We start from the raw sequence: 25686 nt of genomic DNA on the forward strand, positions 1-25686 counted from the left end.
CCTATTCGCTTATGATAAGTGCGTTGGGATACGTCTGGGATTTTTCGTCCTTAAACGCCATCGCGTCATTGCGGTTTGTAAAACCGATGACCCGCACTCTGAAATATTCGTTTCCGTTGATTATAGCAGGTTCAATGATGGCGTTGGGTATACCGCCCGCCACCTCTTCCGCGTTCTGACGTATTGAGAATGAAGCAAGCTGAACGGAGAAATTACCGAATTCAGGTTCGTCCGTTTCCTCTTCACCGTTGAGAAGGGTTATCTCAACCTTTGTAAGCCCCTTGCCCACCAGTTCAAGCTCGCTTGCCGCGGCATATGAAAGGTCAATTATTCTGCCCGGCACATGGGGTCCTCTGTCGTTAATGCGCACAACAACGGATTTACCCGTCTCTGCGCAGTCAACACGCACCAGACTGCCAAGCGGGAGCTGTTTATGCGCCGCAGTTTTGTCAAACATATTATATCTTTCGCCGCTGGATGTCTTTTTACCGTGATCGTCTTTGCCGTACCATGATGCAAGTCCCTTCTGCTTGAAACTTTCCACTGATTTCATACGATAATAGGTTATCCCGCGAACGGTGTAAGGTCTGTCATAGACCGCGCCCAGCATTTCGGCTCCTGCCGGAGTGCGGGCATCTGCGATTGCAACTGTTTTGTCTGTTTCCGTTTTCGGCTGTTCTGTCTGCGCTGTTTCGTCCTCTGCATATGCAAAGACGCCTGTCATCAGAACAAGGCTAAGTATTATTATTTTCCATGTAAATCTGTTCAAGCTGTTGTTTCCCCTCTTCAATGTTTTCATACCTGATAATATAATCGGGTCTGTCGGGTATTGACCGCATGTAAAGCGGGTCGTAGTACGACTCAAGCAGAATCTTCGTAAAGCTTTCGTAGTCACCTGCGTCCAGAAGTTTCGCCAGTTCGCCTGCTTTTGCGTTTCCGATATACTTTTTCAGGCGAGATAATGAACGCAGTATCTCATCTTTATACAGTTCAGGCTTGTAATTGTCCACCGTAAAGCTTATGCGGGCATCCAGAGGCACCTCTGCAACGACGCTCACACCGCTTTTCATTCTGCTGAAAAGACTTTTAGGAACAGAGACTTTACCTATCTTCATGCTCTCGCCTTCAACAAGGTAAGCGCCCTCTTTTTCCCTGTATAATTTATACCATATTTTTGTTTCAAAATTTTTCTGGGTTACGTTCTGATACTCCGGTTCGTCCACTTCGCCGAAGCTGGAACCCTTGTGAGCAGCCGCTTTCTCAAGATCCAGCACCCTGACGTTTCCATCAAGCTGTCTGAGAATCGCCGTTTTTCCGCAACCCGTAGGTCCATACAGATTTATGAAAGAATAATCGGGTGAAAAGTTCTGAAAAAATGAATTAACGTGATTTCGGAAAGATTTATATCCACCTTCAATACGGGAGACATCCAGTCCGGCAAGCTTTAAAAGCCCAGCGGTGCTGGCGCTTCTAAGTCCGCCCCGCCAGCAGAAAACAACCGTAAGCCGCTTGTCCTTGATATCCAGAAAACTTCTTATAAGCTGAGGAAGTTTAGGACTGACCAGATCCACACCGAGAAGCCGTGCCTCTTTCGGTCCGATCTGCACATAGCAGGTTCCTACCTTCGCCCGCTCTTCATTGTTCAGCAGCGGAATATTCACGGAAGTCGGGATGGTGTCTTCAATAAATTCACCCTCGGAGCGCACGTCAATAAGGTTGAAATGCTCTATCCCGCGCTCCAGAATGTGTTTCAAAGAGAGTTCGGCAGCTACGCTCACTTAAACTTTAAGAGTGTATCTATGTAATGCTTAAGCAGTTTTTTGTTCGTTCTGTTCTTGCTGTAAACAACATAGACCTCTTTCTCCACAACAAGGTCTGTAACCGGAATGGCTTTGATACTGCCGTCGCACTCGTCGGTGAGAGCCATTTCCGACATAAAAGCTATGCCAAGCTCTTTTTTAACGGCATTTTTTATTGAAAAAGTTGAGCTTAAAACCGCCACTATGTTAAGGCTTTCAAAATCATACCCTTTCTGCTTGAACCCGTGTTCAACGGAGGCACGCGTACCGGAGCCTATTTCGCGGGTGATGAATTCCTCTGCGAGTATCTCTTCAATGAAAACGCTTCCTCTGGTGTAAAACTTATGATTCTTATGCACGATGAGAACTATCTTGTCTTTTGTAAGAACTTTATATTCAAGATCCTTTTTGGGTATTTTCCTTGCGACAACCGCCAAATCAAGTATACCGTCGGAAAGTCTCTGAATTATTGTCTGGGTGCCTGCGTTGTCTATATTGAAGAATGTCTTGGGATAGTCCTCTTTGAATTTTTTAATAACTTCGGGAAGTATAAATTCTGCGGCAACTGTGCTGTACCCGATATGAAGGTTCCCGCTCACTTCGTTCAGAAACTCTTTAACAGCTTCCTGTGACCTCTCTCGAAGGTCGAGTATGTCAACAGCATATGGGAAAAATATCTGACCGACCTCTGTGAGAACAACCTCTTTTGAAAGTCTGTCGAAAAGCTTAACGCCAAGCTGTTCCTCAAGAGTGCTGATATGTGTGGATATGGTGGGCTGGCTCAAAAGAAGTTTTTCGGCAGCGCGTGAAAATGACTTATATTTTGCGACAAAAACGAATGCTTCAATCTGTTTAAAATCCATATCCTTCTCCCTCTCTTTTCAATATAGGTTGAAAATACCATAAACATAGAAAAAATCAATAGCGAAAAGTTTATATGACCATAACACAGCACTATTTACCGATTATACACCCGCCTTCTGCTTTGTACACAGCAATAAACGGGTAGTTACGATATATTCGCTTGAAACACCCTATATCGGAACTGCCAATAATAAACGTTTTTCCAAAAATTGAATTTTCTGTTCTATTGTTAAAAACTGAAAAATACGCTCCATTTCTATGTAATTTTAATCCCGAATCGGAATTATGTTCAATATTCGTAAAATTCAGTCCATCGGATGAAAAATAGCCATGACTGCCCCCTTTGAAAGGCACTTCCTCTGTTAACACCAGCCAGACATCCTTTCCGCCGCCAATGGTTTTAAGAAGCATTCTGTCAGGTTTCGCTGACGCCAGAAGCATCTGCGACATATGCCAGCCGTCTTTGAACTGCGATGTTCCGTCTGCGGCGGCACGCACCCCTTTCAGATATTCCAGAACAAATCCGTTATCCCATTGAGTTACAACATCCGCACCATTAGGTATATCAAGCTTTGCAAATTCCTGAAAAACCTCTTTCATCACATATGGCGCCGGTATGAAATACACGGCGGAAACGGCTAAAGAAAAAAGAAAAACGGCAGACATTGAAAGCGCTTCGCCAAGCCGCCCCACACGCCTGAAAACATATGAGAACAGAACACCGAAACCGATACCTGCGAAAATTCCCAGATACATTCCGAAGCGCTGACCTTTGAAAAACATCAGACACCCAAGCAGAAACAGCGGCAGAAGAAGATACGTCCGGCGGATCGTAATAATGAAAATCACAAGACCCGCCAGTGCCGAATAACCGTCGCGGGTGATCAGTCTCATACTTTCCCAGAAGTTTTTTATGCCGAGTTCTGCCACATCCGCAGGATAAGATCTTCCGGAATCAGTCAAAAAGCTGAACACCCCCTTAAAAGCATAAAGAAGCTGAACTGGTGAACAAAAAATCACAAATACAGCAATTGAATAGAGAATCAATTTTTTATTTTTGCACACAATTAACAGGTGCAGTGCGAGCATAACCAGCCAGACCAGAGCAAATCCGGCATGAGCATACCACCTGTAGTGAAGCCAGCAGAAAAAACCAGCCAGCGCAGAATAAAGCAGAGTTTTCCCCCGCCCCGCCAACCAGATGAACAATATTATCATCAGCGGGAAGAAAAGATTAAGCATATCTGTATCAGGCTGAAAAGCCGTAGTCCGCTCCAGATACGCCATACAAAGTCCGCCCGTGACAGCACCGCCTATCGCCGCCGACGGCATCCCGTTCAGATACAGAAATATCCCCAAAGGAAAAACGAACAGACCTGAAAGAAAGACAGTAAGCAGACTTGACGCTGTCTCCATATCAAGACCTGCAACGGAGGCTGCTTTTTCAATAAGCAGGCTTATTACAGGAGTGAACGGAAATGGTGTACCTGTCGACAGCGGATCTTTGCCGCTGACAAAGGTACCGTTTGCGATCTCCTTCCCATAGCGAAGCCATCTGTATCCGTCGTTTGACACCAGAATGACATGTCCGGCGGCATGGTGGTACACACTGTTGATAATGTCCGTATGCTGGCGGTATCTTACGGCTGTATTTGCCAGATATGCCATAACCAGCAGAAGGACAAAAAAAAGGACACCGGTTTTGCGGTGTCCCTTTTCATATTCAGGCATTTTCTGAGTAATGTACTTTTATAAACTTATTCAAAAGTCTTATGCCGAAACCTGTGGCATATTTTCCGAATATCGGGTGATCCTCCTCAATGTATGAGGGACCCGCGATATCAAGGTGAATCCATGGCCAGTTGTCCACGAACTCCTGCAAAAACAGTCCGGCAATGACAGAACCCGCCTCGCCCTTCTGTTTCGCAATGTTGCGCAGGTCTGCGATATCGCTTTTGACGCGTTTCTGGTATGACTCAAGCAGCGGCAGTTCCCAGATATCTTCCGCAACATCGTATGAAATGTCCGTGATGTTTTTCGCGAGGAACTTTCTGTTTGAGAAAAGTCCGGCGCAATGTTTACCGAGAGCAACAATACAGGCGCCTGTGAGCGTCGCCACGTCGATTATCACTTCAGGGTCGGACTGAGTGGCGGTATAAAGCGCGTCGGCAAGTATAAGCCTGCCCTCCGCGTCGGTATTGAGTATCTCAACGGTTTTACCCATGGCGCTTGTAAGTATATCGCCGGGTTTATATGCGCTTGTTCCGATGATGTTTTCAACCATTGGGATATATGTTTTGATGTTAACCTTAAGTCCTGTTTCTGCAGCTGTTTTGGTGACCGCAAAAACAGTTGCCGCGCCCGCCATATCGGTTTTCATGTCCTCAATGGAGCCGGTAGGTTTCAGGTTGCTTCCGCCGGAATCAAAAGTCACTCCCTTGCCCACAAGAGCAACGTGCTTCTCGCTTTGCGGATTTCCGTTATATTCCATCATGACCATTCTTGGAGGATAACAACTTCCTTTGCCCACTGCGTAAACCATGGGGAAACGCTCTTTAAGCTCATCCATATTGTCGATAACAGTTATCTTAAGCCCTTCTGTGGCTGATTCTTTAATCTTTTCAGCAAAAATCTCCGGAGTAAGATCTGCGGGGGGAGTGTTCACAAGATCTTTTGCCAGATAGATGTTATCGAACTGAACGTTCAGGTTTGCGGCGTTGTCGTCCATCGCGCGTTTAAGTTTCGCATAGGAAGTAATGACCTCAACCTCGTCAAACTGCCAGTTCTTTTCCTGTTTTGTTTTATAAGCTTCATAGCTGTACTGACCGAAAAAGAAACCGTCCAGAAACGCAGCGGAATACTGCGGGTCTTTTTTGTCCATATAAACGTCTTCAAACGCTATCATGGAAAACGAAGATATTCTGTCTTTTTTCAAGAGTTTAGCGAACGACGCACCAAGCTCCATGTAATATCTGAGATCCTGCGGATCCTTGGAAATATTTACCAGATATATCTTTTTAAGTTTTCTGCCTATCTCCACATAAAAAGCGGAGAACTCCTTTTCATCATATGAAAAGTAGTCCGAACCTATCATCTCGTTGATCGCGTCTTCTATTTTTTTCCCAGTAAGGGACTTGAGCGGGCGCATGTTACGGTAAACGGGAATGAGTATCGCGTCTTTTTTGGAATTGAGCGCTGTTTTCTTTCTGCATGATATTTTCATGACAACTAACCTCTGGAACCTTTTTATATGTACACATATTAAGCAGCTTTTTGCGCATAAATTCAAGTGCAAAACAGCCAATATGAGTATTTTTATCCTTTATTTTTAACCGTTTTAGTGATGTTTTCACTCAATTTCATTCGTAAAGCCTCTTTCAGAGACCATTTCCATATTGCGGATACTGTCCGTAAAAATAAATTTAAAATAAATTCAAATTCATCATTGACACATTATAGTAAAACTGGTAATCTTCGTTTCCCTTGACGCGGGGTAGAGCAGCTTGGTAGCTCGTCGGGCTCATAACCCGAAGGTCGTTGGTTCAAATCCGGCCCCCGCAACCAAAAAACAATGCCCACCTTTGGTGGGCTTTTTGTTTTGGTGATTGACATTATAACGGGGGTTGATGATGTCGGATGTCCTTTTTTATCTTATGATGGTTCTCGCCATGGTAAGCTGGGGTGAATCATGGGTTTCCGCTAAGGTCGTCGCAAAGATGGCATCACCGGAAGTTCTGATGTTCTGGCGTTTTTTTCTCACGTTCATATCGTACATTCCTGTCATGATCTACCTTAAACAGACATTTTCCATCAGCCGCAAAGGGATACTGTTCACCTTCATCTGTTCGGTGGTTCTGCTGCTTTATAATGAAATGTTCTTCACTGGGCTTATATACGGCATGGCGAGCGTTGGCGGGATACTTGTAACAACACTTATTCCTGTCGTCACTTTCCTTCTTGTGAGCGTGTTGACTCTAAAAGCACCATCACTTAAAGACTCTTTCGGGCTTGTACTCGGCGCTTGCGGCGCAATGGTCATCATCAGGATATGGGACACAGACATTGAAAAATTGTTTCTCAGCGGTAACATATATTTCCTGACGGCGGCGTTTCTCTGGGCAGTGCTGACATATCTCGGAGCCTTCGTAAAAAAATATACGAATGTATTCACATACAGCTTTTACCTTTATCTTTTCACCACAGGGCTGATCGCCCTGACCATAATGGCAAAAGGCTTAAGCTATTCCGTTCCCCACACATCCATATTCTGGGGCAACATGACTCTTCTGGCGGTGGGAGCAACAACTTTCGGCTCGACCCTGTTTTTCATTGCCGCGGCAAGGCTCGGCTCCCAGAAAACAAGCTCGTTTGTCTACCTTGTACCGGTGAACGCGCTGGGACTCAGCTGGTTTTTCCTTGGCGAGCAGATACACGTCAACACCGTAATCGGCGGTCTGCTCGTATTCATAGCTGTCTACATTATCAATAAAAAGGTTAAAAAGGCTTAAAGATACAGTCCCTTGCCTGTAACCGCTTCGTAAAGATGCATATATGCATCAGCCGACCGTTTCCAGCCGAAATCCTGCTTCATAGCTCTTTTCCGCATCAGTTCTATATGCTGCGGGCGGTCATAATAGGTGCTGACAGCCCAGCCGATCGTATCAAAAAGCGCTTCCGCGCTGATAGCCCAGAATTTAAATCCGGTTCCGCCGCCTGTGGATTCGTCATAGTTTTCCACAGTATCATCAAGACCGCCTGTGGCGCGGACGACCGGAAGCGTGCCGTATGCAAGGCTGTACATCTGGTTAAGTCCGCAAGGCTCATAGAGAGAAGGCATAACGAAAAAGTCACACCCTGCCTCAACAAGATGGGCAAGCTCTTCGCTGTACCCGATATAAGACCCCATCTCTCCGGGATATCTGGCGGGCAGACTGCCGAAGAATTCCTCGTATTCCTGTTCGCCTGAACCGACGACTACAAACTGGCAAACCATCTCATTCATGGCGCGTATACAGGCGTCTTTCATAAGGTAAAGCCCCTTCTGATCCACAAAACGTCCGACAAACCCGAAAAGAGCAATTCCGGCATCCTGTTTAAGCCCGAACCTCTTCTGAAGTTCAAGCTTATTCTTAGTTTTCGTCTTGAGTGTCTTTGCGTCGTACGGATAGGGAATGTAAGTATCTTTTTTTGGGTTCCATACGTTTGTATCAATGCCGTTCAGTATACCCACAAGGTCGCCTCCGCGGGCATTCAGCAGTTCATGCAGTCCTGACGAACCTATGGGGCCGCGTATTTCAGTGGCATAGGTTGGGCTTACTGTGGTTATCTTGTCTGCAAAGGCAAGCCCGCCTTTCAGAAGGTTCACACCGCCGTAGTTTTCAAAGGCTCCTGAATGAAAATCCTCTTTTTCTATTCCTGCGTATTCCATGAACTCGCTGCCGAAGATTCCCTGATAACCTATATTGTGAATGGTGATTATGCTCTTTGTCTGGTCAAAGAAAGGGTCGTTCCACTTCTTAATATAATATGGTATAAGCGCCGTCTGCCAGTCGTTGACATGGGCTATGTCCGGTCTGAAATCAAGGTCTTTAGCTGTCTGCAATGCAGCACGGCAGAGGAAGGAAAAACGGAAAGGGTTGTCGCCGTATTCTCCTGCCTTTGTATGATATATACCTGTCCTGTTGAAATATTTATCAAACTCAACAAAATAGAAGTCAACGTTGTCGTATTTCGTGTGATAAAGCGCGTAGAATTCCTCGCAGTTGCCCATATGCACACAACAGCCGCCTGCGGCAGGTTTTATCCCGTATTTCTCTCTGTCAACTGACGAATAGAGGGGGGAAACGACTATGACATTGTTGTCATGGGACAACGCGGCAGGCAGAGACCCTGCGACGTCACCAAGTCCGCCCGTTTTTGAAAAAGGGGCAACTTCGCTGGATACGAATAATATGTTAAATCCTGACATAGATATACCTCATATCAGATTTTACATCGTATGAGCGGGCGTGTCCAATGATTAAATGATTACAGGACGAATCTGATACCTATGATTCCAAGAATAAGCGCTCCGAAATATTCTGCATAATGCCCGATATACCCGCGACTGCGTTTGCCGATAAAAACGCCCAGAAAACTCATCAGCATGCACACTATGCCTATAACGCAGGATGCAGCCACAATTCCGCCGTCCCAGAGAGCAAGCGAAATTCCGGCACCAAGAGCATCCATACTGGTCGCCAGCGAAAGCATCAGAAGAGCGAGACCCACAGTTGGGTCACTCATATAAACCTTACACGCCTTATTCTTATAAGCTTCACGAGCCATGTGAAAAGCCACATAAAAAAGAAATGCTGCCGCCAGATATTTTATATTGCCTGTATATTTCATAAGGATGCGTCCGGCATATGCCCCGAGGACAGGCATGAGAAACTGGAAAAAGCCGAAGGCTGCTCCAAGACGCATATAGTTTGATGGCTTATTATATTTCATTCCGACGCAGATACAGACGCAGAAAGCGTCGATGCTCATCGCAAGAGCTATGCCGAAAATATCTAAAAAAGTTATCATTTAACACCGTATGATTTCAATCGACTGAATCATATATATAGCAGATCAAAAAAACAAGTCTCTATCCGTATAAAAAATACTCTTAAATATAATCAGGACAGACCGTCGGGAGTAAGGTATTTTATCTGCGCGCCCATTTTGTTGACAAAGTCCAGATCGTGGGAAACTATCAGCATGCTTTTGTCTATTGATGCAAGTATCTGAGCCAGCTGGTTTACGGACTTTTCGTCAAGTCCGGCGGACGGCTCGTCCAGAAGAAGTATGTCAGGTTTCATAACCAGTACGGAAGCAAGGGTTACAAGTTTCTTTTCACCGCCGGAAAGATGCAGGGTTATCCTGTCGCGAAGATGCGGAATACCCAGTTCCGCAAGTATTGCCTCCGCCTGTGCCTGTGCCTCTGCGGGTTTCATGCGGCTGTTCAGAAGCCCGAACGCCACCTCTTCAATAACTGTCGGCGCTATTATCTGGTCGTCGCTGTCCTGAAAAACAAATCCGATATGTCCGCGTGCCTTCTTAAAATCATCTTCGGTAATTAGTTCGTGGTGAAATATTTCTATTGTACCGGACTGAACACGGCAAAGACCGACGATAGCCTTAAGCAGGGTGGTCTTGCCAGCTCCGTTGGGTCCCATGACAGCTATTTTATCTTTATGACCGACACTCAGCGTAACGTTTTTAAAAAGCGTATCGCCGTTTCTGGACAGTGAAAGATTTTTCAGAGTTATGGAACAGCTCACACAAGCCCCCCGTATATAAGAATGAACTGAAACACAAGAAGCGCCGCAGCAACAACATCCGCAGGAAAGAAGGGGCGGAAGTTGAACGGATACAGTCTGCCGGAAAAACCGCGCATCTTCATAGCCTGTGTGAGCGCCTGCGCCCTGTCCATGCTCCGCACAAGGAGCATACCAAGCAGATATGCAAGTGTTCTGTAGGTAAATGCATCAGTTTTCGGGCGAAAATTTCTGACCTTCAGCGAATTCCGCATCTTCTCGTATTCGTTTCCGATTATTTCTATGTATTTTACTGCGAAAAACAGCAGAACCGTAAATTTATGCGGCAGCCTTAGGGTATAAAAGCCGTAATAAAAATCAGTTGAGTTCATTCCGCAGAACATTGCCGCCGTCGCGCATACTATCAGATTATAGCGCAGGAAGATAAGAAGCGCGTGCCGGGCATCGTCCCCGAAAAGATATACCGTTGCGCAAATGAATAAGATCATAAGGTTAAGCTTTAATATGCGGAAAAAATACTCCGGCAGAAAGTTGATCCGAAGAAGCATTACTCCGGCTGCAAAAACAGCATCCGCAGGTATTATCTGCTGCCGGAAAGCAACCATGCACGAGTAGACCGCCGCGCAGAATATACAGGCTGCCGGAGAAAACCTCATTTTTTCTTAACTATCATGGCAATTCCGAAAATACCCAGAATATAGCCTATCCCTGCTATTATCATATCGAGATGGCTTCTGCCCTTGTCAATCTCAGCCTTAAGTTCTGCCGTCTGTTTTGAAAGCTCCTCTCTGATAAGCTGCCTTATCTGTGCGGTATCAACAGACGTTGATTGAACAGGTTCTTCGTTTACCGTTTCAGTTTCCGCGGAAGATGTGATGGTCTGCTCCCCTCTGTGTCCCATGCCGCCGTCGACGACAATTTTCATCTCAGCAGGCAGCTTGCCGTTTCGGGAGAACTCGCCGTCGTTGCTGAGTTTGCCCTCGGCAAAGACTTTTCCTTCGGCATCAAATACCTGAAACGCACATTCGCGGCAGGGCGTACCGTCCGCAAAATATGAATTCACGGTAAGAACGTTATTCTCCGCAAATGCGAGAATATTCAGTTTATGAGCGAACGCAGTTGAAAAAGAGAGCAGTGTCAGTATTACAATAAAAATTTTAGTTTTCATATTCGGTTCTCAAAAAGTCAGGGTAGACTTTATTTAAAAAATTAAACAGATACATCGAAACTATCCCCTCGATGATAATAACTGGGATATGCATCAGAAATATCGCCTTCGCGGTATCATACAGCCTGCTCCCGCTTAATGCAAGCACTGCCGAAAGCAGGACAGCGGACAGCAGAACAGGCACGCCTCCCGTCAGGAAGAACAGCGCCCACCTTTTTTTCCCTGCGGTTTTCATGCCGAGCCTGAACAGGTAATAACCCGCGAGAGCAGGAAGCGCCATGACAAGGATATTCGTGCCGAGGGTCGTAAAACCGCCGAACTGGAACATAAGCGCCTGCAAAACCAGCGCAACCATTATTGCCGGAAAGGCACATACACCAAGTACCGCCCCCACAAGCCCGTTCAGCACCAAATGCACGCTTGTGGGACCCACAGGAATATGTATGAATGACCCCACGAAAAAAAGGCTGGACATGAGAGCCGTCTTCGCCAGCATCTCTGTCTTCATTTTATAAAACCCGAAAACTGTAAGAGCGGCTCCTGCCGCCCCTGTTGAAATCAGAACAGGGGCGGACAGTACGCCTTCGGATATATGCATTTATTTGTCACCGTAAGTTTTTACCCATATCAGAGCACCAAGTTCCACAGGATACTGTTTGCCGGCTTTTTTAATCTTAACATCATCCTCGATAAGCGCCGCGAAACCCCACCAGCCCACAAAAGGCATTGCATAGGTGAAAACACCGTTGCTGTCAGCTTTCACAACCTGAGTGATGTGTGTATCAGTGGGCGCTTTTATTTTAGACCCTGCGTTGTAAAATTCAACCTCAACTTCTGCACCGGAAACAGGTTTTCCTTTATAAAGAACTTTTCCGGTGAAAACGTTTCCTTTGTAAAGCCCGTAGGGACGTGTCAGCGGTACAATTTCCGCTTTAAGACCCACAGGTGTATCCCAGCCCGCTTCCATACCGAAGCCGTTTACGACTGTTTTGGTTATGTGCTGGATAAAGGTAGCCTCTGCCGGTTCAAAGTAATAATCCGGCGTTACGACAAAAATATGGTCGCCGGGCTTTTTCATCTGATAAGTGAAGTTCCATGCGGTTTTACCGCTCAGTTTGGTTTGTTTGATGGTTCCCATCAGGTTCTCTTTTTTACCGTCATGATAAACGTCAACTGCCTTGGGTTTAACCATCTCCATAACAGGTCCCTGCTCAAAAGGGTGAGTGAAAAGCATGTCAAATTTGATGTTGCGGTTCTGCTGTGTTGCCACGTCAGTGTTTGGCATCAGCACCTGAAAATGTGCGTTGGCATAAAAAGCCGTCATAAGAAGCATGAAAGTGAGTAACTTTTTCATAAGACCTCCCAAATTTAATGAAATGATTCCAGATAGTAGCACAACAAGAGTAATATTAAAATATAAAAAGTAAGACAAAATTATTCTCTGAACTATTAAAGCCGACAGGTGTCTGTTGCTTAAATAAATTTTATAAGAGGATGTTAACATGCGCATGAGAACAATCATTCTTGGTGGACTGGCTGTACTCTCCATTTTTAACTTCGCCTTCGCACAGTACATAGGTCCAAATGCAGTAAAAACCTATTCCACAGTGGAGGAAGTGATCAAAAAACCGGTTGACGGTGCGGAAGTTTCTTTTCAGGGATATCTTCTTAAAAAAGTCGGCAACAAGAAATATATCTTCTCCGACGGAACAGGAGAGATACGCGTGGATATTGACAACGATATATTCCCTAACGTTGCTGTGGGAGCAAAAACAAAAGTCGAGGTAAAAGGGGAAATTGAAAAGGATTTCCTTGAATCGCCCGAAATAGACGTTGACATAATTCAGGTCATGGAAAAATAAGAGGGAGCCTCGGCTCCCTCGCATTATTTATTAAAAAGTGAAAAATAATCCACTCTTTCAAATACTTCCAGTTTACCGCCTGCTGTGGCGTTGCGTATCTTTCCGCCTGAACGTTCAAAAAATTTGCCAGCCTTGGCGTATCCCTGCTCCATCCTGTCCACCATGGGGTCGTGCCAGCGTTTGCCCTTCCCGAAATAATCGGGGTGGAAATGGTTGGGATCGTCCCCTGTGGAGGTTATCTTAAGGCCCTCTACCTCCGCTTCCTGCGGAATTATATAGTGATGGTCGAAACCTATGAGGTAAAGCTCGCGAATGCCGAAGAAATATGCAAGCTGCATGCATACGTATGTCACAGAACCGCCTGTGAAAACCTGACGAGCTGCATTGGTGGAGAAATACGGGAAATCGGGATAGTTGTCATATCTCATGCGGACGTTCAGCCAGTTAGTGCAGTCGTCCGGTTTCAGACAGTAGCGCAGATAGTTTCCGAACCACTTCTGAGTTCCTTTAAGCCTGTTTATCTCGTCTGCCCTGTCCTCCGCAACAAAGTTGTCCTCAACAACATAGTGCGTAGGCAGAAAGCCCATCTTCTCGTAGTTCAGATATATGCTGTTTACACCGATAGTCACTTCGTCTTTCAGAAGCGTCAGATCCAGTTGATTAAGACTGGGACCGTTGCCTATCAGAAACGCTCTTTTGCCCTTGTGGGCGTTTTGATATTTCAGGATGTTGCGGTGATTCTCGGTCAGCCCTATGCCCCGCCCCGCCATCTTATATCCGAAGGTCTCCACCACAAGCTCCATAGCAGACGAATCATATTTGTCCTTGTATGGTCTGGTGTAGCCGTCGATAAGTTTCGAGCGTATCTTTCTGTAAGCTCTGTAAGGCACCGAATTCTTAATGAGTTCTTTCATCTGTCACCCTTGATTTCCTGATATATCCGTTCATAGTTAGCCGCCATAGTATCTTCGCCGAAAAACTCTTCGACAAACGGACGGCAGTTCTTTTTAATACTTTTTATTTCGTCTCTGTTTTCATACAGATATTTTATCTTTTCCGAGAGCTGTTTAATGTCGTACGGGTCGAAAATCCAGCCTGTACGCCCCTCTATAACCATTTCGGGTATGCCGCCTGTTGCCGCACCAAGGACAGGCGTTGAACAAGCGAGGCTCTCCAGTACAGTGTTGGGCAGGTTATCAACTATCGACGGAATACAGAACACATCCGCACAGCTGTAATATCTGCTGATAGCATCCGTGCCTGAAACTGAACCCTTTATGACAAGTCTGGGGTCGCGTTTATCCGTTTTCGCCACACTGCCGATGACAACCACCTGCATATCAAGTTCCGGAACCATTTTGACCGCTTCTATCACCGCATCAATGTTCTTGCGCTTCCATGCCCCTGTTCCGGCAAGGAACAGCAAAGTAAATTTGTCGGGACTGATGCCGACGTACTCGCATGCTTCCGCCTTTTCAATATTTCCTATGGACGAAAGCGGGATGCCGTTATTCACCGTTACTGCTTTTTTGCGCCCCTTAAGAACGTCTTCTGCAAGATCTGTCAGCCATTGAGAGGGCGGAGTAAAAGTAACATTAGCCGCCTTATTACCAGCGATATCTTCGGGTCTGTAAAGGTGTCTGCGCCACGGTTCGATGGGGCAATAGGTTATCTCCTCACCGTCCAGCGCTTTTATTTTATAGTTATAGCCGTACAGTGCGAACTGGTCGTGCATTGTCCAGACGACAGGAAACTCACTTGCAAGTTTTGCTATCTGTTTCTGTGTAAAATAGCAGTTGTGCAGATGAACCACGTCAGGCCTGAACTGTCTGACACGGCTTAAGAAAACCGAAAATATCAGATTTCTGTATACCTCTGTGCGGGTGTATCTTGCCATTGTGCGGGCAAGCCTGTAGATTACCTTTTTAGGCAGAGAATAGCTTCTGCCGAGGTGCCACGGGCGGATGCCTGTATTTTTATATAACGAGTAATCACTCTTCTGTTTCTCGAAAACGTACATGACCTCGTGGGTCTTCGCCGCAGCAGCGGCAAGCCGGAATGCAGCTATGGAAGCACCGCAGCCGTAGTCGTTCTCACTGTATAAGATGAGCCTCAACCAAAATACCTCTTGTAATATTTCGCGAACACCTCACGCAAATTGCGGTAGGTGTCAATTTTGCCACGGACACTTGTATATGGTGTTTTGAAGTGTTCGTCAAGGGCATGCATAAGTTCCGAGGCAACTTTCTTCTCCTGCTCATGCCAGCGGCGGGCGGTGTCTCCTCTTTCCTTCTCTGCTTCGTTCCATCTGGCGAACTTCTCCGCCTCTTCCTTCTCGTGATCGTGCCAGCGATGAACCGTCGCAAGCTCGTCTTTCAGGTTGTTGCGGATGGTGCTGAAATTCTCTATCCCCTCTTTCAGAAACCCGCGTGAGAAGGTCAGTTTTTCCAAATACGCCATTATATCCGAATAATTTACAGATGTATCGACTACAGCCGGATTTTCACAGGGTCTGAAAACCGCTTCCGCCTTTTCATTGGCTGTCAGAGTTTCAAACCCGCCCTCTGCAAGGATTGCGGTGAGAGAAGTGCGGTTGAAGTTATACATGTGTGCATGGATAACATATTCAAGAAAGTCAAAATTGTAAGTGGCAATGTTGCCTATATTGCAGAGCCCCGGCACCTCTATATAAAGAAGTCCATGAGGTTTAATCAGTTTTTTTATTTTCGACATCTCGGCTTTAAGGTCTGTGAAATGCTCGAAAACATGGCTCAGTATGAGCACGTCATACGTCCCGCCCTGCACAACCATAGTGTCCAGATCCCCGTACACAATGTTTATGCCAGCCATACGGCACTCTTCAATGCAGTCTGTGCTGTATTCCGTTCCTGTGGCTGTTACGGTCACACCATCTTTCGCTGCCTCTGCGGTGAACTCTTTGAGAACATTGCCTGTTCCGGCACCGACTTCAAGAACCGAAAGCTCTTTGTTGTCCGTCAGATAAGGTTTCAACATACGATATATCTTATTTCCCTGCCACAGACGGAAAAGCGCCTGCTGGTCGTGAACGTGCAGATGTCCGTAGTTCAGAACGTGGTAAAATTTGTCGTAGTATTCCGGAAGAGCGGATGAAGCTATCCGAGGCGAAGTCATAACCAATCCGCACCTTTTGCAGATGAGGGAACCGAAAGGAAGCCCGAAACGGTCTATTTCCGCTATTTTTTCAAGCTCTCCACAACCGCACTGGCAGGAATTTACCTCTTCGGTCTTTATCTTACCGTTTTTTATGTATTCCAGAAAAAGAAGACGCTGCTGTTCTGCGTTTTCGTTCAGCTTTCTTGGTATTCGGTCTTTTTCAAGAAGGATGTTTCGGAACTGCGGAAAGTTGATGTCACTCATATGTCTCCCATTTCTGACCGATAGTCACAAAACCGAAAACCCTCTCCTGCGGAGCAACGCAGAAGCCGCCGTTAAGCTGTCTGTACAGAAACTCCCTTCCGTCAACAACCGCTATCACAGAAACATAATGCCCCGGGTTGAAAACGCATGGGATCCTTAAGCTACCTTTTACCACATTATTTGTATTAGAAAAATGGAATTTTGAGGTATCTGTATTAAAGGCTGTCACCAGTGTTCCTTCAGAAGTATACAAAGGGATACCTATTATCAGGTTTTTCGGCTCGAAATGCAGACGAAACGAGAAGCTGAAAACCATCTCCTCACCAAGCCTGTATTCCTCTTTGTCCCAGAAATGGGTGACGTCCGATATCTTACCGTCGTTGTGGTAAATGTCCCCGTAAAACGGTCGCACAGGTTCCGACTTACCTTCCGGTTTCTGGCTGGAAAGATACAGTTCTATCGCCTCGTCGGGATTGCCGTAGAAAACAGCCTGCCCTTTCTGTATGACCATAACCCTGTCACAAAACATCTTGACATCATTCATGGAGTGGGAAACGAATATTACAGACATCCGCTCCCTCATGGAATTTATCTTAGCAAGGCACTTCTGGCGGAATACGAAATCACCGACTGCCAGCACCTCATCCAGTATCAGTATGTCAGGTTCAACCGATGTTGCTATGCCGAACCCGAGACGGGATTTCATCCCGCTGCTGTAAGTTTTCACAGGCTGGTTTATGTGATCCTTCAGCTCTGCGAACCTGATTACCTCATCCGATTTCACTTTCAGCATGTCGCCCGAAAAACCGTTTATCTTAAGGTTGAGAATTATATTCTCCATACCCGTAAGCTCCGGTTTCAAACCCGACGTGACTTCAAGTATCGCCGCCACCCGTCCGCGTTTATACACTGCACCAGACGTAGGCTGGATAACTCCTGCGATTATCTTAAGCAGGGTGGATTTGCCGTGACCGTTGCGCCCTATAATGCCAAGGGTCTCGCCTCGCTTAAGCTCAAGGGAAACGTTTTTAAGAGCATGAAATTCCCTGTGGCGAGGTCTGCCGGTTATGCTGAAAACCTCAAGAACACGGTCGAAAGGTTTATCGTACAGCCTGTATGTCTTGCTTATGTTCTCCGCACGGACAACCGTAACTTTATTGGACATCAAAGAACCTCCGCGAAGTGGGGACGGAGTTTTTTGAAAACAACAACGCCAATGAGCAGAAAAACAAATGCAAAGACAATGAAAAACGCCAAAGGACGCGGATATTCAAAGAACCACCTGTGGTAGATGAAAGTATTTCTATAGCCCTCAACAATGTAGACCATCGGATTTATGTACAGGAATATACGGTATTTTTCAGGGACGGAAGAAGCCTGCCAGAAGATGGGAGTAACCCAGAAACCGGTTTGCAGGATAACACTTATCACCTGACTCATGTCTTTGGTAAACACCCTGATAGCTCCTGTAAACCAGCCCAAACCAAGCGTTATTATGAATATACAAAAAAGATAGAACGGAAGCTGGAGCCAGTATATCGTCGGGTAATAGCCTTTATAAACGGCTATTGCCGCTATTATCAGCAGAAAAATAAGGTGCAGATAGAAAGAGGAGATTATCTTAACCAGCGGCAGGATGCTTACGCGGAAATCCACCTTTTTTACCAGATGTCTGTTATTCACAACGGCGTTCATGCCACCTGTAACGCAGTCTGCGAAATACGCCCATGGCGCATAACCGCTTACCAGATAAAGGATAAAAGGCACATGATCACTTCCGACACGCTTGAAACCCACAGAAAAAACAAGCCACATGGTTGCAACAAACAGCAGTGGACGGAAAAGCGCCCAGAGCAGACCGAGATATGACCCAAGGTATTGCTGGCGGAAATCGTCCACAGAAAGCGCAAGAACAAGAGCGCGCTCCCTGTAGATGTTCATAATGAATTCTATCGATCCTTTAATTATGCCGGACAAATCTTTCTCCGTCAGCCGATGTATTCTTTTTCAAATGCTTTGTAGTCATCAATGTAGTAATCAGAAAATGCACGAAGGCGCTCGCCGTTGTATCCGCAGAAAATCAGTCCATTGTGTTTCGCAGCGTCATAGTCAGCCTGCGAATCACCAATCATTGCAACCTGATATCTGTCGTATCCGTTCTCTTTTATGATGTCATGCACGACGTCGTTCTTCGGAGCCGGAGACCCGTATATGGAAACGAAATACTGTGTCAGATCAAGACATTTACAGATGTAGCGCAACTCTTTCTGTTCAGTTCCGGAAGCAACATGCATAGGAATATGCATGTAATGACGCTTTATGAAATCCAGTGTATCGTGGATTATATATTTTTTATCAGTGAGTTCGGCAAGCATCAGCTTTGAATACCCTTCTGCATATTCGTTAACTGCTTCTTCGGAAATGCTTTGCCCCAGGATATTCTCAAACATATGGCGTATCTTCACAAATCTTGATACGCCGCCGTTTTTTTTTATGAAACTCAACAAGTTTGTCCACGGCTGTCTTATCAAAATCAGCGAAAAGAAGTTCATAGCCTCTGTCTTTAATTGGCATTGAATCAATCACAACGCCGTCGAAATCGAAAATTATACTCTGTATCATTCTGTTTCTCCCACAACAGTACAGGGCAGTCCGTCAGTATCGTCCACCCTCAAAGGCAATATAATAAGCCTACTTATCATATTAAGCCCTTCATAATCAAGTTTCATATCCTCCAAAAGTATCAGAGGTTTTTCAGGGTTCAGAAAAGCCTTGTGCGCCTTTCTTCCCTCCGGTCTGTTCTGAAAAGAGGACACAGACAGAGTGTCCATTCCGAACAGCCTTACGTTTTTGTATTTATTTCGTATGTAATCAGCAATAGATTCGTGAAAGCCGTAGTTTTTATCTGCATTGTCCTCGTCAAACCTGTCAAATCCCGTCCGCACTATTATACAGTCAAATCCTCTGTCTTCGATGTTATCAAGCTTGCTGACAAGTTCGTTCCCTACCACATAATCAGCCGGCTCAACATCGACGAACAGCGGTTTTGAAAAGAACCAGAAATCCGCATCGAAAGAAGAGATATCCTGACCGTCTGCAAAAAAATGCAGAGGCATGTCAAGATGCGTTCCCGTATGCACACTCATGCTCAGGCGGGTATTGTTCGCCGTGTCTCCGTTTGAAATATCAGAGATTCGGTCAAGCTCCACCTGTTTTCTTCCGCCGTAAGCAGGTGTTTCAGTATTTATAGTGTGAGAAAGAAATACCCTTTTAATCACCGTTCTCCTTGCGGTTTATCTCTCTGTCGTGTATCTCGCGGATACAGTCAAGAATCCCCTGCCCCATGTCTATAAACGGGTTCGGCACCAGCTTTTTGCATACGCTGGGGTGGAACGAATAGGGGGTGAGTTTATAATGGTGGTCGTTCACCTCTTTGTTGAGGACGATCTCGACATCATTGCCAAGAATTTCCTTTATCATGGTGAAAAGATCAACCCTCGGCATCCGTTCGATACCTGTGAGGATTATGTGACCGTTGGCAAATTTGCCGTCTTCGATTATATCAACCGACATGGTGGCGGCATCCTGTGCGTGGATATACTCGCGCACCTCCTGCCCGTCCCTGTCGTGAACTATCTTTTTCTCTGTTATGGCACTTTTCAGCACTGAATAAAGATAGTTGTTGCCGTATGCCCGCTCGCCGTATACGGAACCGTAGCGGATTATAGTAAATTCCAGCCCGAAAGCCCTGTAATATTCCTCTGTCAGCTTTTCCGATGCAAGTTTGCTCACACCGTAGAATGAGCCTCTGTCACTCAGGGCATAAGCGCTTGAAGCGTAAACATATCTTTTGATATTCTTGTCTCTGCATCCTTCAAGGATATTGAGGTTGCCGACAATGTTTGTTTCGATTGTCGCAACAGGCATGGTTACAGCCTGATCAAGATTTGCCATACCTGCGAAGTTATAAACATAAGAGACTTCGGGAGTAATAAGCCTGCTCACCATCTCTCTGTCCATTATATTACATTCAACAAAATCGCATCTGTCAGGCAGATATTCGCTCTTTCTGAGATCCGCCGCAGTGACACGGTATCCGCGTTTCAGCAGTTCCTCAACGACATAGCAGCCTAAGAATCCGGCTCCGCCGAAAACAACGACACTCTCATTCATTTGAAAAGACCTCATTTTTAAGGTTTTTACCCGTCAGAAAGCGTACCGCCTCCTCAACGGACTGAACCTCCATATCTGTACGGCTGGCAGTTGTCGCCGCACCCATGTGGCATGTGAAGAGCATGTTGTCAAGCTCCAGCAGCTTGCCTTTGTAGGGTTCGTCAACGAAAACATCCGCCGCTGAACCGGCTATCACGCCGTTTTTCAGAGCATCGTAAAGATCGGTTTCATTAACTATGCCGCCGCGCGCAGTATTAATGAGAAAAGCATGCTTCTGCATCATGTTAAGTTCTTTAGCGGTGATAAAGTTCCTTGTGTCCTTTTTCAGCGGCAGGTTTATGCTCACGATGTCGCTGTTTTTAAGAACCGTCTCTTTATCTGTATAGGTTATGCGCTCGTTGCGCCCGAATATGATGTCGGGGTTTGTGTCGTGCGCAAGAATGTTCACGTTGAAACCTGAAAGCATATGCGCAAGACTTTTGCCGATGCGCCCCATGCCGAATATGCCTATGGTGCGGCTGTGAAGAAGCAGCCCCATGTGCCTTGCCCATCCGCCGTTTCGCATCAGCTTGTCGCTGGATGTTATTTTGCGTGCGAGATCAAGCATCATACCGATGCAGAGTTCCGCAACCGCAGTTGTGGGAGCTTCGGGGGTGTACGCCACGCGCACGCCGTATTTTTTGCAGAGTTCAAAATCCACACCGTCAAGCCCAACGCCGACGCGTGAGATGAGCTTAAGATTGGGTGCGTTCTTAAAAACTTCTTCCGTTATGTTCTCGGTTCCCGCGACAAGAACGGTGGCATCTTTGATATCCTCCGCAAGTTCAGCAGAGGTAAGCTTACGCCCTCTTTGGTTTTCGCGGTATTCTATGCCGTTCTCTTCCAGTAGCTGTCTGGGAACTGGGGACGTTCCGAAAAACGGGTGTGTCGAGATAAAAACCTTCATGCTTTGTGCCTGCCCATCTCTTCCCTTGCTTTCTGTCCGAGGAAAAGGAAGTCCAGACTGAACGCAAGGAAGGTATATCCGAGGTCTATCTTCTCTTTCAGTTTTTCGTATTCCGGCTGGATAACGTGGAAGCCTAGAGGAAAGTTAGCCGCCTTACATGCTTTTTCAACTGCAAGGAGCGCCTCTTTAACTTCGGGGCGGTCATACTCGCCCGGCACGTTCATTGAGCCTGAAAGATCGTAGGGTCCTATGATGATCCCGTCGATCCCTGGTGTGGTTATGATATCGTTTATGTTGCGCACAGAGTCAATATGCTCAACCTGCGCAATGATAACTGATTCGTCTTTAAGCCATTCTTTATATTCGTCGAAGCCGATTCCGTATTTCTGTGCGCGTGCCAGTCCTACGCCGCGTTTGCCCACAGGCGGGTATTTTGCGAAACGAACTGCCTGCTCTGCATCCTCGCGGCTGTTCACCATGGGAACGATGATGCCGTCGGCACCCGCATCCATTATGCGTTTGATAACAACCTCTTCGTTTTTGCCGACGCGGACAAGGGCTTTCATTCCTGCCGCCTGAATGTGTCCGATGAGGTTCTGCGCCGCCGCAAGCTCTATTACGCTGTGTTCAAGGTCGATAGTGAGCCACTCGAATCCCGCAGTCGCCATTATTTCAATGACCGACTGGTGACCTATCGTCACCCATGAACCGAGTGTGAGTTCGTTGTTTTTCAGCTTCTGTTTAAGAGACATTTTCTACTCCGTTGTATCTTTTCGAGATACTTAGCAGGTTTGACCCGTTAAGTGATATGTATTTTCTGCCCCGCGCCTCGCCGTATGCGAAGAGGGCTTCCATCTGTTCATCATGCCCGTTCTGATATTGTACATAATTTCTGTCGCGGAAAAAAGAGGGATGTGCGTCCACAACCTTCTGCATCAGACCTTCGTACTGGACAAGGCTGTTGTGTTTCCAGAACATTTTGTCGTCAGGACTTCTGCCGTTGGCACCGAGAATGTATATTTCATCCGCAAGTGCTGACGCCGCCGGAAGCATCAAATAGGTTAAAATATTGTCGGTGACGTAGACGGAAAGTCCGTCTGCCGAGGGGAAATTGAATCCACCGTTTCTGCCTATGCCTATAATTTTATCCGATATCTGCGGATAATGCGCAAGCATCAGGGCGACCATATTGTCGGGCATCATAATGTACACGCCGTATTTTTCTATAGTCTTAAGCACGTCGCGGCGGAATGTCGCGGAATATTCATTCCAGCTGAAATGATACACAGGGTCAGCGAAACAGAGGATGTCGGGCTTTGCCCATTCGAGAAACTCATCGTTTTTCACCACACTGTTGCATATCACTTTTATCATATCTTTTGTTTCAGGATGCTTTTCATAGTCAGAAAATGACGCACCTGTAAGAAAACAGCACGCCTGTTTTCTACTTTTGAGTTTTTCAGCCATAGCCGCAAAATTCTTTTGAGACAGTTTTGAATAATCTTTTCCCGAATAGGCACCGTAGAGATAGCTCCAAGCGGTACAGCCTTCGGTTGAATAGAAATTGTCATCAACAACGGCGCATTTGTGGAGCCTGAAAAGATTTAAAAATATAAGCCGCCAATCGGTTATCACATATAAATCTGCTTTGCTCTGAACGATTTCAAAGGTATCGGGAAGGTACCACTCAACCTTTTTCTGAAAATCCGCATCTCTGCCGCCGATGATGCCTATTTTGCGGACGTTATGCGGTGTGCCGAAAGCGATTTTACAGAGTTTGCGGAACAGTCTGAAAAAGAACCAGACCGCGCGGCGAAAATTCATCCGTTCTTCCTTTTTATGTAAAGGAGTTCCGCCAGTTCAAAATCTTCCGGCTCGTCAATGTCCACAGCTTCCAGTTTGTTCATCTCGCACATGGCAGGTTTAAGCCCGATGCGTTTGTTGCCTGACGCCGCGAATGACGCTTTGCTGAATACGAAAAAGTTGCTGTTCTCCTCATAAACAGGCGGCAGATCCTGTGTGCGCAGAAGCTCTGCGGGGTTGTGGTTCACCGGTTTGCCGTCCGCCCAGTAAAGGCGGGTCTGCAATCTGGTAACGGAAAAAGATGAATCATATTTATCAAGATTTGCAAAATAATCTTCTATAGCTTTGTCGATGGTTTCGGGTTTCACCAGCGGGTTTGTGCTGTGTGTCTGTAAAAAATGCTCGCCGTCCAACTTGGAAAGGTCATAGCCTATGATGTCGTTCATAGCTACGAAATCCCCCTGAATCTCCACGGGTCGGTCGATTATCTGAACGCGGTCAAAGTTTTTCAGCGCATCGTTCTTTATTATTTCGCTGTCGGTGTTTATGACAACCTTGTCTATATTTTTGCACTGTAAAAGAACGCTCATCACCGCATGGTAAAGCGGCTTCCCAGCGAAATCGCGCATGTTCTTGTTTTTAACTCTTTCGGAATTTCCCTTCATTGGGAGCAGTGCAGTCACCTTCATTTTGTCACCCGTATTAAACGTTTTAATGTGTAATAATCCCCCTTTTATGGAACTGCAACAGATTTTTATTGATATTTGACATAAACAGGCGGAATATACCGTTTCTGCGAGGTGCAAAATGGCGATAATCACTGTTCTTGACGAATTGATAAAGAATTGTCCCGAAGAAACCATAAAAAAATATCTGCTGACACTCAAAGATGAAAACTCTGAAACTGTACGCAGGATAAAGGCTTTTAAGCCTGCCACTTTTGAAAGATTTCAGATAACCAACGATATATTCGCCATTGAGCAGTCATTTGAAACCAAAGACAGACATCTTTGTTTTTTCGAGTCGCATAAAAGCTACGTTGACATCCAGATAATGCTGGGTGGGCGGGAACAGATGGAGCTTTGCCGCATAGAAAAACTTGAAACCGACGTTCCTTACGACGCAGAAAAAGACCTTATAAAATATAAAATATCAGACAGGGCATCAAAACTGGCGTTTGAAAAATATGACTGCGCCGTGTATTTCCCCGAAGACGCACACCTTTGCGTGGCAAAACTCGGTGAAACCTCTACAGTTTACAAGACCGTTTTGAAAGTACCCGTAAGTTATAAGGATTTCTTCGCGGCTATAGTTTCATAGAAAGCTTTAGTTTCTGTAAAGCACCTGTTCCATGAGAACTTTGCTGAATGAGCAAATCCCTTTTCAACAAGCTCTGTGCGCCTCTGCACGGCACTCTCCATAGCTGTCGCAAAACCTTCCTGCGTCATATCACGAACCAGTATCCCCGCATCACCCGCCGCTTCCGGCAGTGATGAAGAATCTGACGCGACGACAGGGCATCCGCACCGCATCGCCTCAAGAACCGGAAGCCCGAAACCTTCATAAAGCGAAGGATAAAGCAGGCAGTCCGCCGCAGAAAAAATTTCTTTTATCTGTTCGTTGGTCATATATCCGAAAACTCTGTATCTGTCTTTAAGTTCTTTATCAAGAAGTGTCCGTTCGTCACCGGAAATCGGTTTTCCGCCTGTAACAAGGAGAAAATGCCCGCTCAACGCGCACGCTTTCACTGCGGTATCAAAATTCTTGTATCCGCTGCGCTCGCCCATGAACACTGCGTATCTGTCTGCTTTCAGCCCGAATCCAGCAAATATCTCTTCTCGGCTCTTATCTGACGGCTTGAAATCATCACCGACGCCGTTGTGGATAACCGTTACTTTATCAGGATCGGTTTCAGGGAAAAATCGCAGAAGGTCTTTTTTCGTATTCTCCGATATGCAGATAACACCGTCCGCACGCTGAACCGCGGCGCGTTTCTGTGCCGTATGCACAACCCGTTTCAATCCACGCACATAAAGCTCGTATGTGAAATCGTGTACCGTAACTATCTTAGCCGCTGAAACGTCTGTACAGTCTCTGTAATAGCTGGAATGAAATACCGAACCCTTTCCAAGCCGAATACGGACAGGCAGATATCTGCTGATTTTAACGCGGATTCTGCTGTCGTTGATGATATTTTTCATATCAAGAGTTTCTCGGAATTTATTTTCACACGGAAACGGAGGCTCAATGAAGGTGATGCGGCAGCCCTCATCTTTTATAAAGCGGGATGCAAGCTCCTGCCAATAACGGGATATGCCGCCGGAGCGCTGGAGCCAGAAAACAATATTGTCATAGAATATATTCATAC

General features: G+C 46.0%; 29 protein-coding genes and 1 tRNA gene. 4 read left to right on the plus strand and 26 right to left on the minus strand.

Annotation, left to right across the window (positions count from 1 at the left end; translation table 11 throughout):
• Position 1: 1 nt before the first annotated feature.
• From LRY47_RS09180 to LRY47_RS09200, 5 genes are all read right to left on the minus strand, one after another.
• Positions 2–769, minus strand: a complete 768-nt coding sequence (locus LRY47_RS09180) for a septal ring lytic transglycosylase RlpA family protein (protein WP_295224515.1) — start codon at positions 767–769, stop codon at positions 2–4.
• Positions 735–1778, minus strand: coding sequence for a tRNA 2-selenouridine(34) synthase MnmH (gene mnmH / locus LRY47_RS09185; RefSeq protein ID WP_295224517.1), 1044 nt, complete (start codon positions 1776–1778; stop codon positions 735–737). Before mnmH ends, LRY47_RS09180 begins: the two co-directional genes overlap by 35 nt.
• Entirely contained in the window at positions 1775–2662 is an 888-nt protein-coding gene (locus LRY47_RS09190; RefSeq protein ID WP_295224520.1) for a selenium metabolism-associated LysR family transcriptional regulator, read from the minus strand. Before LRY47_RS09190 ends, mnmH begins: the two co-directional genes overlap by 4 nt.
• A 91-nt stretch (positions 2663–2753) precedes the next feature.
• Positions 2754–4394 (minus strand): hypothetical protein, encoded by a 1641-nt coding sequence (locus LRY47_RS09195; protein WP_295224522.1) that lies wholly within the window; start codon positions 4392–4394, stop codon positions 2754–2756.
• On the minus strand, positions 4387–5886 hold the full coding sequence (locus tag LRY47_RS09200; RefSeq protein WP_295224524.1) for a leucyl aminopeptidase: 1500 nt from the start codon (positions 5884–5886) through the stop codon (positions 4387–4389). The genes LRY47_RS09195 and LRY47_RS09200 overlap by 8 nt, the downstream gene beginning before the upstream one ends.
• A 264-nt stretch (positions 5887–6150) precedes the next feature.
• Here LRY47_RS09200 and LRY47_RS09205 point away from each other — a divergent pair.
• Together LRY47_RS09205 and LRY47_RS09210 are read left to right on the plus strand one after the other, a co-directional pair.
• Positions 6151–6227: transfer RNA gene (locus tag LRY47_RS09205), tRNA-Met, on the plus strand.
• Between the two features lie 65 nt (positions 6228–6292).
• Complete coding sequence (locus tag LRY47_RS09210; RefSeq protein ID WP_295224526.1) at positions 6293–7171, plus strand: DMT family transporter; 879 nt, start codon at positions 6293–6295, stop codon at positions 7169–7171.
• Here LRY47_RS09210 and LRY47_RS09215 read toward each other — a convergent pair.
• From LRY47_RS09215 to LRY47_RS09245, 7 genes are all read right to left on the minus strand, one after another.
• Positions 7168–8631 carry a glycogen/starch synthase gene (locus LRY47_RS09215; RefSeq protein WP_295224529.1) on the minus strand — a complete coding sequence of 488 codons (1464 nt, stop codon included), beginning with the start codon at positions 8629–8631 and terminating at the stop codon, positions 7168–7170. The genes LRY47_RS09210 and LRY47_RS09215 overlap by 4 nt on opposite strands.
• 59 nt (positions 8632–8690) lie before the next feature.
• On the minus strand, positions 8691–9233 hold the full coding sequence (locus LRY47_RS09220; protein WP_295224531.1) for a manganese efflux pump MntP family protein: 543 nt from the start codon (positions 9231–9233) through the stop codon (positions 8691–8693).
• 92 nt (positions 9234–9325) lie between these two features.
• Positions 9326–9970: an ABC transporter ATP-binding protein gene (locus LRY47_RS09225; RefSeq protein WP_295224533.1), complete on the minus strand. Its 645-nt coding sequence runs from the start codon at positions 9968–9970 to the stop codon at positions 9326–9328.
• Positions 9967–10572 carry an energy-coupling factor transporter transmembrane component T gene (locus tag LRY47_RS09230; RefSeq protein WP_295224535.1) on the minus strand — a complete coding sequence of 202 codons (606 nt, stop codon included), beginning with the start codon at positions 10570–10572 and terminating at the stop codon, positions 9967–9969. The genes LRY47_RS09225 and LRY47_RS09230 overlap by 4 nt, the downstream gene beginning before the upstream one ends.
• Positions 10573–10619: 47 nt before the next feature.
• The gene (locus LRY47_RS09235) at positions 10620–11135 is read right to left on the minus strand and encodes a hypothetical protein (protein ID WP_295224536.1); all 516 of its coding nucleotides are present in this window, start codon (positions 11133–11135) and stop codon (positions 10620–10622) included.
• On the minus strand, positions 11125–11733 hold the full coding sequence (gene cbiM, locus LRY47_RS09240) for a cobalt transporter CbiM (RefSeq protein ID WP_295224538.1): 609 nt from the start codon (positions 11731–11733) through the stop codon (positions 11125–11127). The genes LRY47_RS09235 and cbiM overlap by 11 nt, the downstream gene beginning before the upstream one ends.
• Positions 11734–12489, minus strand: coding sequence for a DUF4198 domain-containing protein (locus tag LRY47_RS09245; protein ID WP_295224540.1), 756 nt, complete (start codon positions 12487–12489; stop codon positions 11734–11736). It lies immediately after the preceding gene.
• A gap of 154 nt (positions 12490–12643) precedes the next feature.
• Here LRY47_RS09245 and LRY47_RS09250 point away from each other — a divergent pair, with 154 nt between their 5' ends.
• Positions 12644–12997 carry a NirD/YgiW/YdeI family stress tolerance protein gene (locus LRY47_RS09250; RefSeq protein ID WP_295224542.1) on the plus strand — a complete coding sequence of 118 codons (354 nt, stop codon included), beginning with the start codon at positions 12644–12646 and terminating at the stop codon, positions 12995–12997.
• Between the two features lie 23 nt (positions 12998–13020).
• Here the strand turns inward: LRY47_RS09250 and LRY47_RS09255 are convergent, their stop codons facing one another.
• The 13 genes from LRY47_RS09255 to LRY47_RS09315 are packed head-to-tail and all read right to left on the minus strand — an operon-like array spanning position 13021 to position 24007.
• Positions 13021–13911, minus strand: coding sequence for a 6-hydroxymethylpterin diphosphokinase MptE-like protein (locus LRY47_RS09255; protein WP_295224545.1), 891 nt, complete (start codon positions 13909–13911; stop codon positions 13021–13023).
• The gene (locus tag LRY47_RS09260; RefSeq protein ID WP_295224548.1) at positions 13908–15113 is read right to left on the minus strand and encodes a glycosyltransferase; all 1206 of its coding nucleotides are present in this window, start codon (positions 15111–15113) and stop codon (positions 13908–13910) included. Before LRY47_RS09260 ends, LRY47_RS09255 begins: the two co-directional genes overlap by 4 nt.
• Positions 15110–16396 (minus strand): class I SAM-dependent methyltransferase, encoded by a 1287-nt coding sequence (locus tag LRY47_RS09265; RefSeq protein WP_295224551.1) that lies wholly within the window; start codon positions 16394–16396, stop codon positions 15110–15112. Before LRY47_RS09265 ends, LRY47_RS09260 begins: the two co-directional genes overlap by 4 nt.
• The gene (locus LRY47_RS09270; RefSeq protein ID WP_295224554.1) at positions 16389–17561 is read right to left on the minus strand and encodes an ABC transporter ATP-binding protein; all 1173 of its coding nucleotides are present in this window, start codon (positions 17559–17561) and stop codon (positions 16389–16391) included. Before LRY47_RS09270 ends, LRY47_RS09265 begins: the two co-directional genes overlap by 8 nt.
• Positions 17561–18373 carry an ABC transporter permease gene (locus LRY47_RS09275; protein WP_295224557.1) on the minus strand — a complete coding sequence of 271 codons (813 nt, stop codon included), beginning with the start codon at positions 18371–18373 and terminating at the stop codon, positions 17561–17563. Before LRY47_RS09275 ends, LRY47_RS09270 begins: the two co-directional genes overlap by 1 nt.
• An 11-nt stretch (positions 18374–18384) precedes the next feature.
• Positions 18385–18846 (minus strand): HAD-IA family hydrolase, encoded by a 462-nt coding sequence (locus LRY47_RS09280; RefSeq protein WP_295224560.1) that lies wholly within the window; start codon positions 18844–18846, stop codon positions 18385–18387.
• The gene (locus LRY47_RS09285; protein WP_295224563.1) at positions 18839–19018 is read right to left on the minus strand and encodes a hypothetical protein; all 180 of its coding nucleotides are present in this window, start codon (positions 19016–19018) and stop codon (positions 18839–18841) included. The genes LRY47_RS09280 and LRY47_RS09285 overlap by 8 nt, the downstream gene beginning before the upstream one ends.
• Positions 19015–19674, minus strand: a complete 660-nt coding sequence (locus LRY47_RS09290) for a cyclase family protein (protein ID WP_295224565.1) — start codon at positions 19672–19674, stop codon at positions 19015–19017. The genes LRY47_RS09285 and LRY47_RS09290 overlap by 4 nt, the downstream gene beginning before the upstream one ends.
• Entirely contained in the window at positions 19667–20569 is a 903-nt protein-coding gene (locus LRY47_RS09295) for an NAD(P)-dependent oxidoreductase (RefSeq protein ID WP_295224566.1), read from the minus strand. Before LRY47_RS09295 ends, LRY47_RS09290 begins: the two co-directional genes overlap by 8 nt.
• Complete coding sequence (locus tag LRY47_RS09300; RefSeq protein ID WP_295224568.1) at positions 20562–21515, minus strand: phosphoglycerate dehydrogenase; 954 nt, start codon at positions 21513–21515, stop codon at positions 20562–20564. Before LRY47_RS09300 ends, LRY47_RS09295 begins: the two co-directional genes overlap by 8 nt.
• Positions 21512–22267 carry an aldolase/citrate lyase family protein gene (locus LRY47_RS09305; protein WP_295224570.1) on the minus strand — a complete coding sequence of 252 codons (756 nt, stop codon included), beginning with the start codon at positions 22265–22267 and terminating at the stop codon, positions 21512–21514. The genes LRY47_RS09300 and LRY47_RS09305 overlap by 4 nt, the downstream gene beginning before the upstream one ends.
• Positions 22257–23339, minus strand: coding sequence for a hypothetical protein (locus LRY47_RS09310; RefSeq protein ID WP_295224572.1), 1083 nt, complete (start codon positions 23337–23339; stop codon positions 22257–22259). The genes LRY47_RS09305 and LRY47_RS09310 overlap by 11 nt, the downstream gene beginning before the upstream one ends.
• On the minus strand, positions 23336–24007 hold the full coding sequence (locus tag LRY47_RS09315; RefSeq protein ID WP_295224574.1) for an acylneuraminate cytidylyltransferase family protein: 672 nt from the start codon (positions 24005–24007) through the stop codon (positions 23336–23338). The genes LRY47_RS09310 and LRY47_RS09315 overlap by 4 nt, the downstream gene beginning before the upstream one ends.
• 118 nt (positions 24008–24125) lie before the next feature.
• On the opposite strand from LRY47_RS09315, the gene LRY47_RS09320 reads away from it, so the two are divergent.
• A complete protein-coding gene (locus LRY47_RS09320; protein ID WP_295224576.1) occupies positions 24126–24638 on the plus strand; it encodes a YhcH/YjgK/YiaL family protein in 513 nt (170 codons plus the stop codon).
• Here the strand turns inward: LRY47_RS09320 and LRY47_RS09325 are convergent.
• Positions 24605–25684, minus strand: a complete 1080-nt coding sequence (locus tag LRY47_RS09325; RefSeq protein WP_295224578.1) for a glycosyltransferase family 1 protein — start codon at positions 25682–25684, stop codon at positions 24605–24607. The two genes, LRY47_RS09320 and LRY47_RS09325, sit on opposite strands and share 34 nt — an antisense overlap.
• Between the last annotated feature and the right edge of the window lie 2 nt (positions 25685–25686).

The sequence above is a fragment of the Seleniivibrio sp. genome, from assembly GCF_021209385.1.
Lineage (GTDB): Bacteria > Chrysiogenota > Deferribacteres > Deferribacterales > Geovibrionaceae > Seleniivibrio.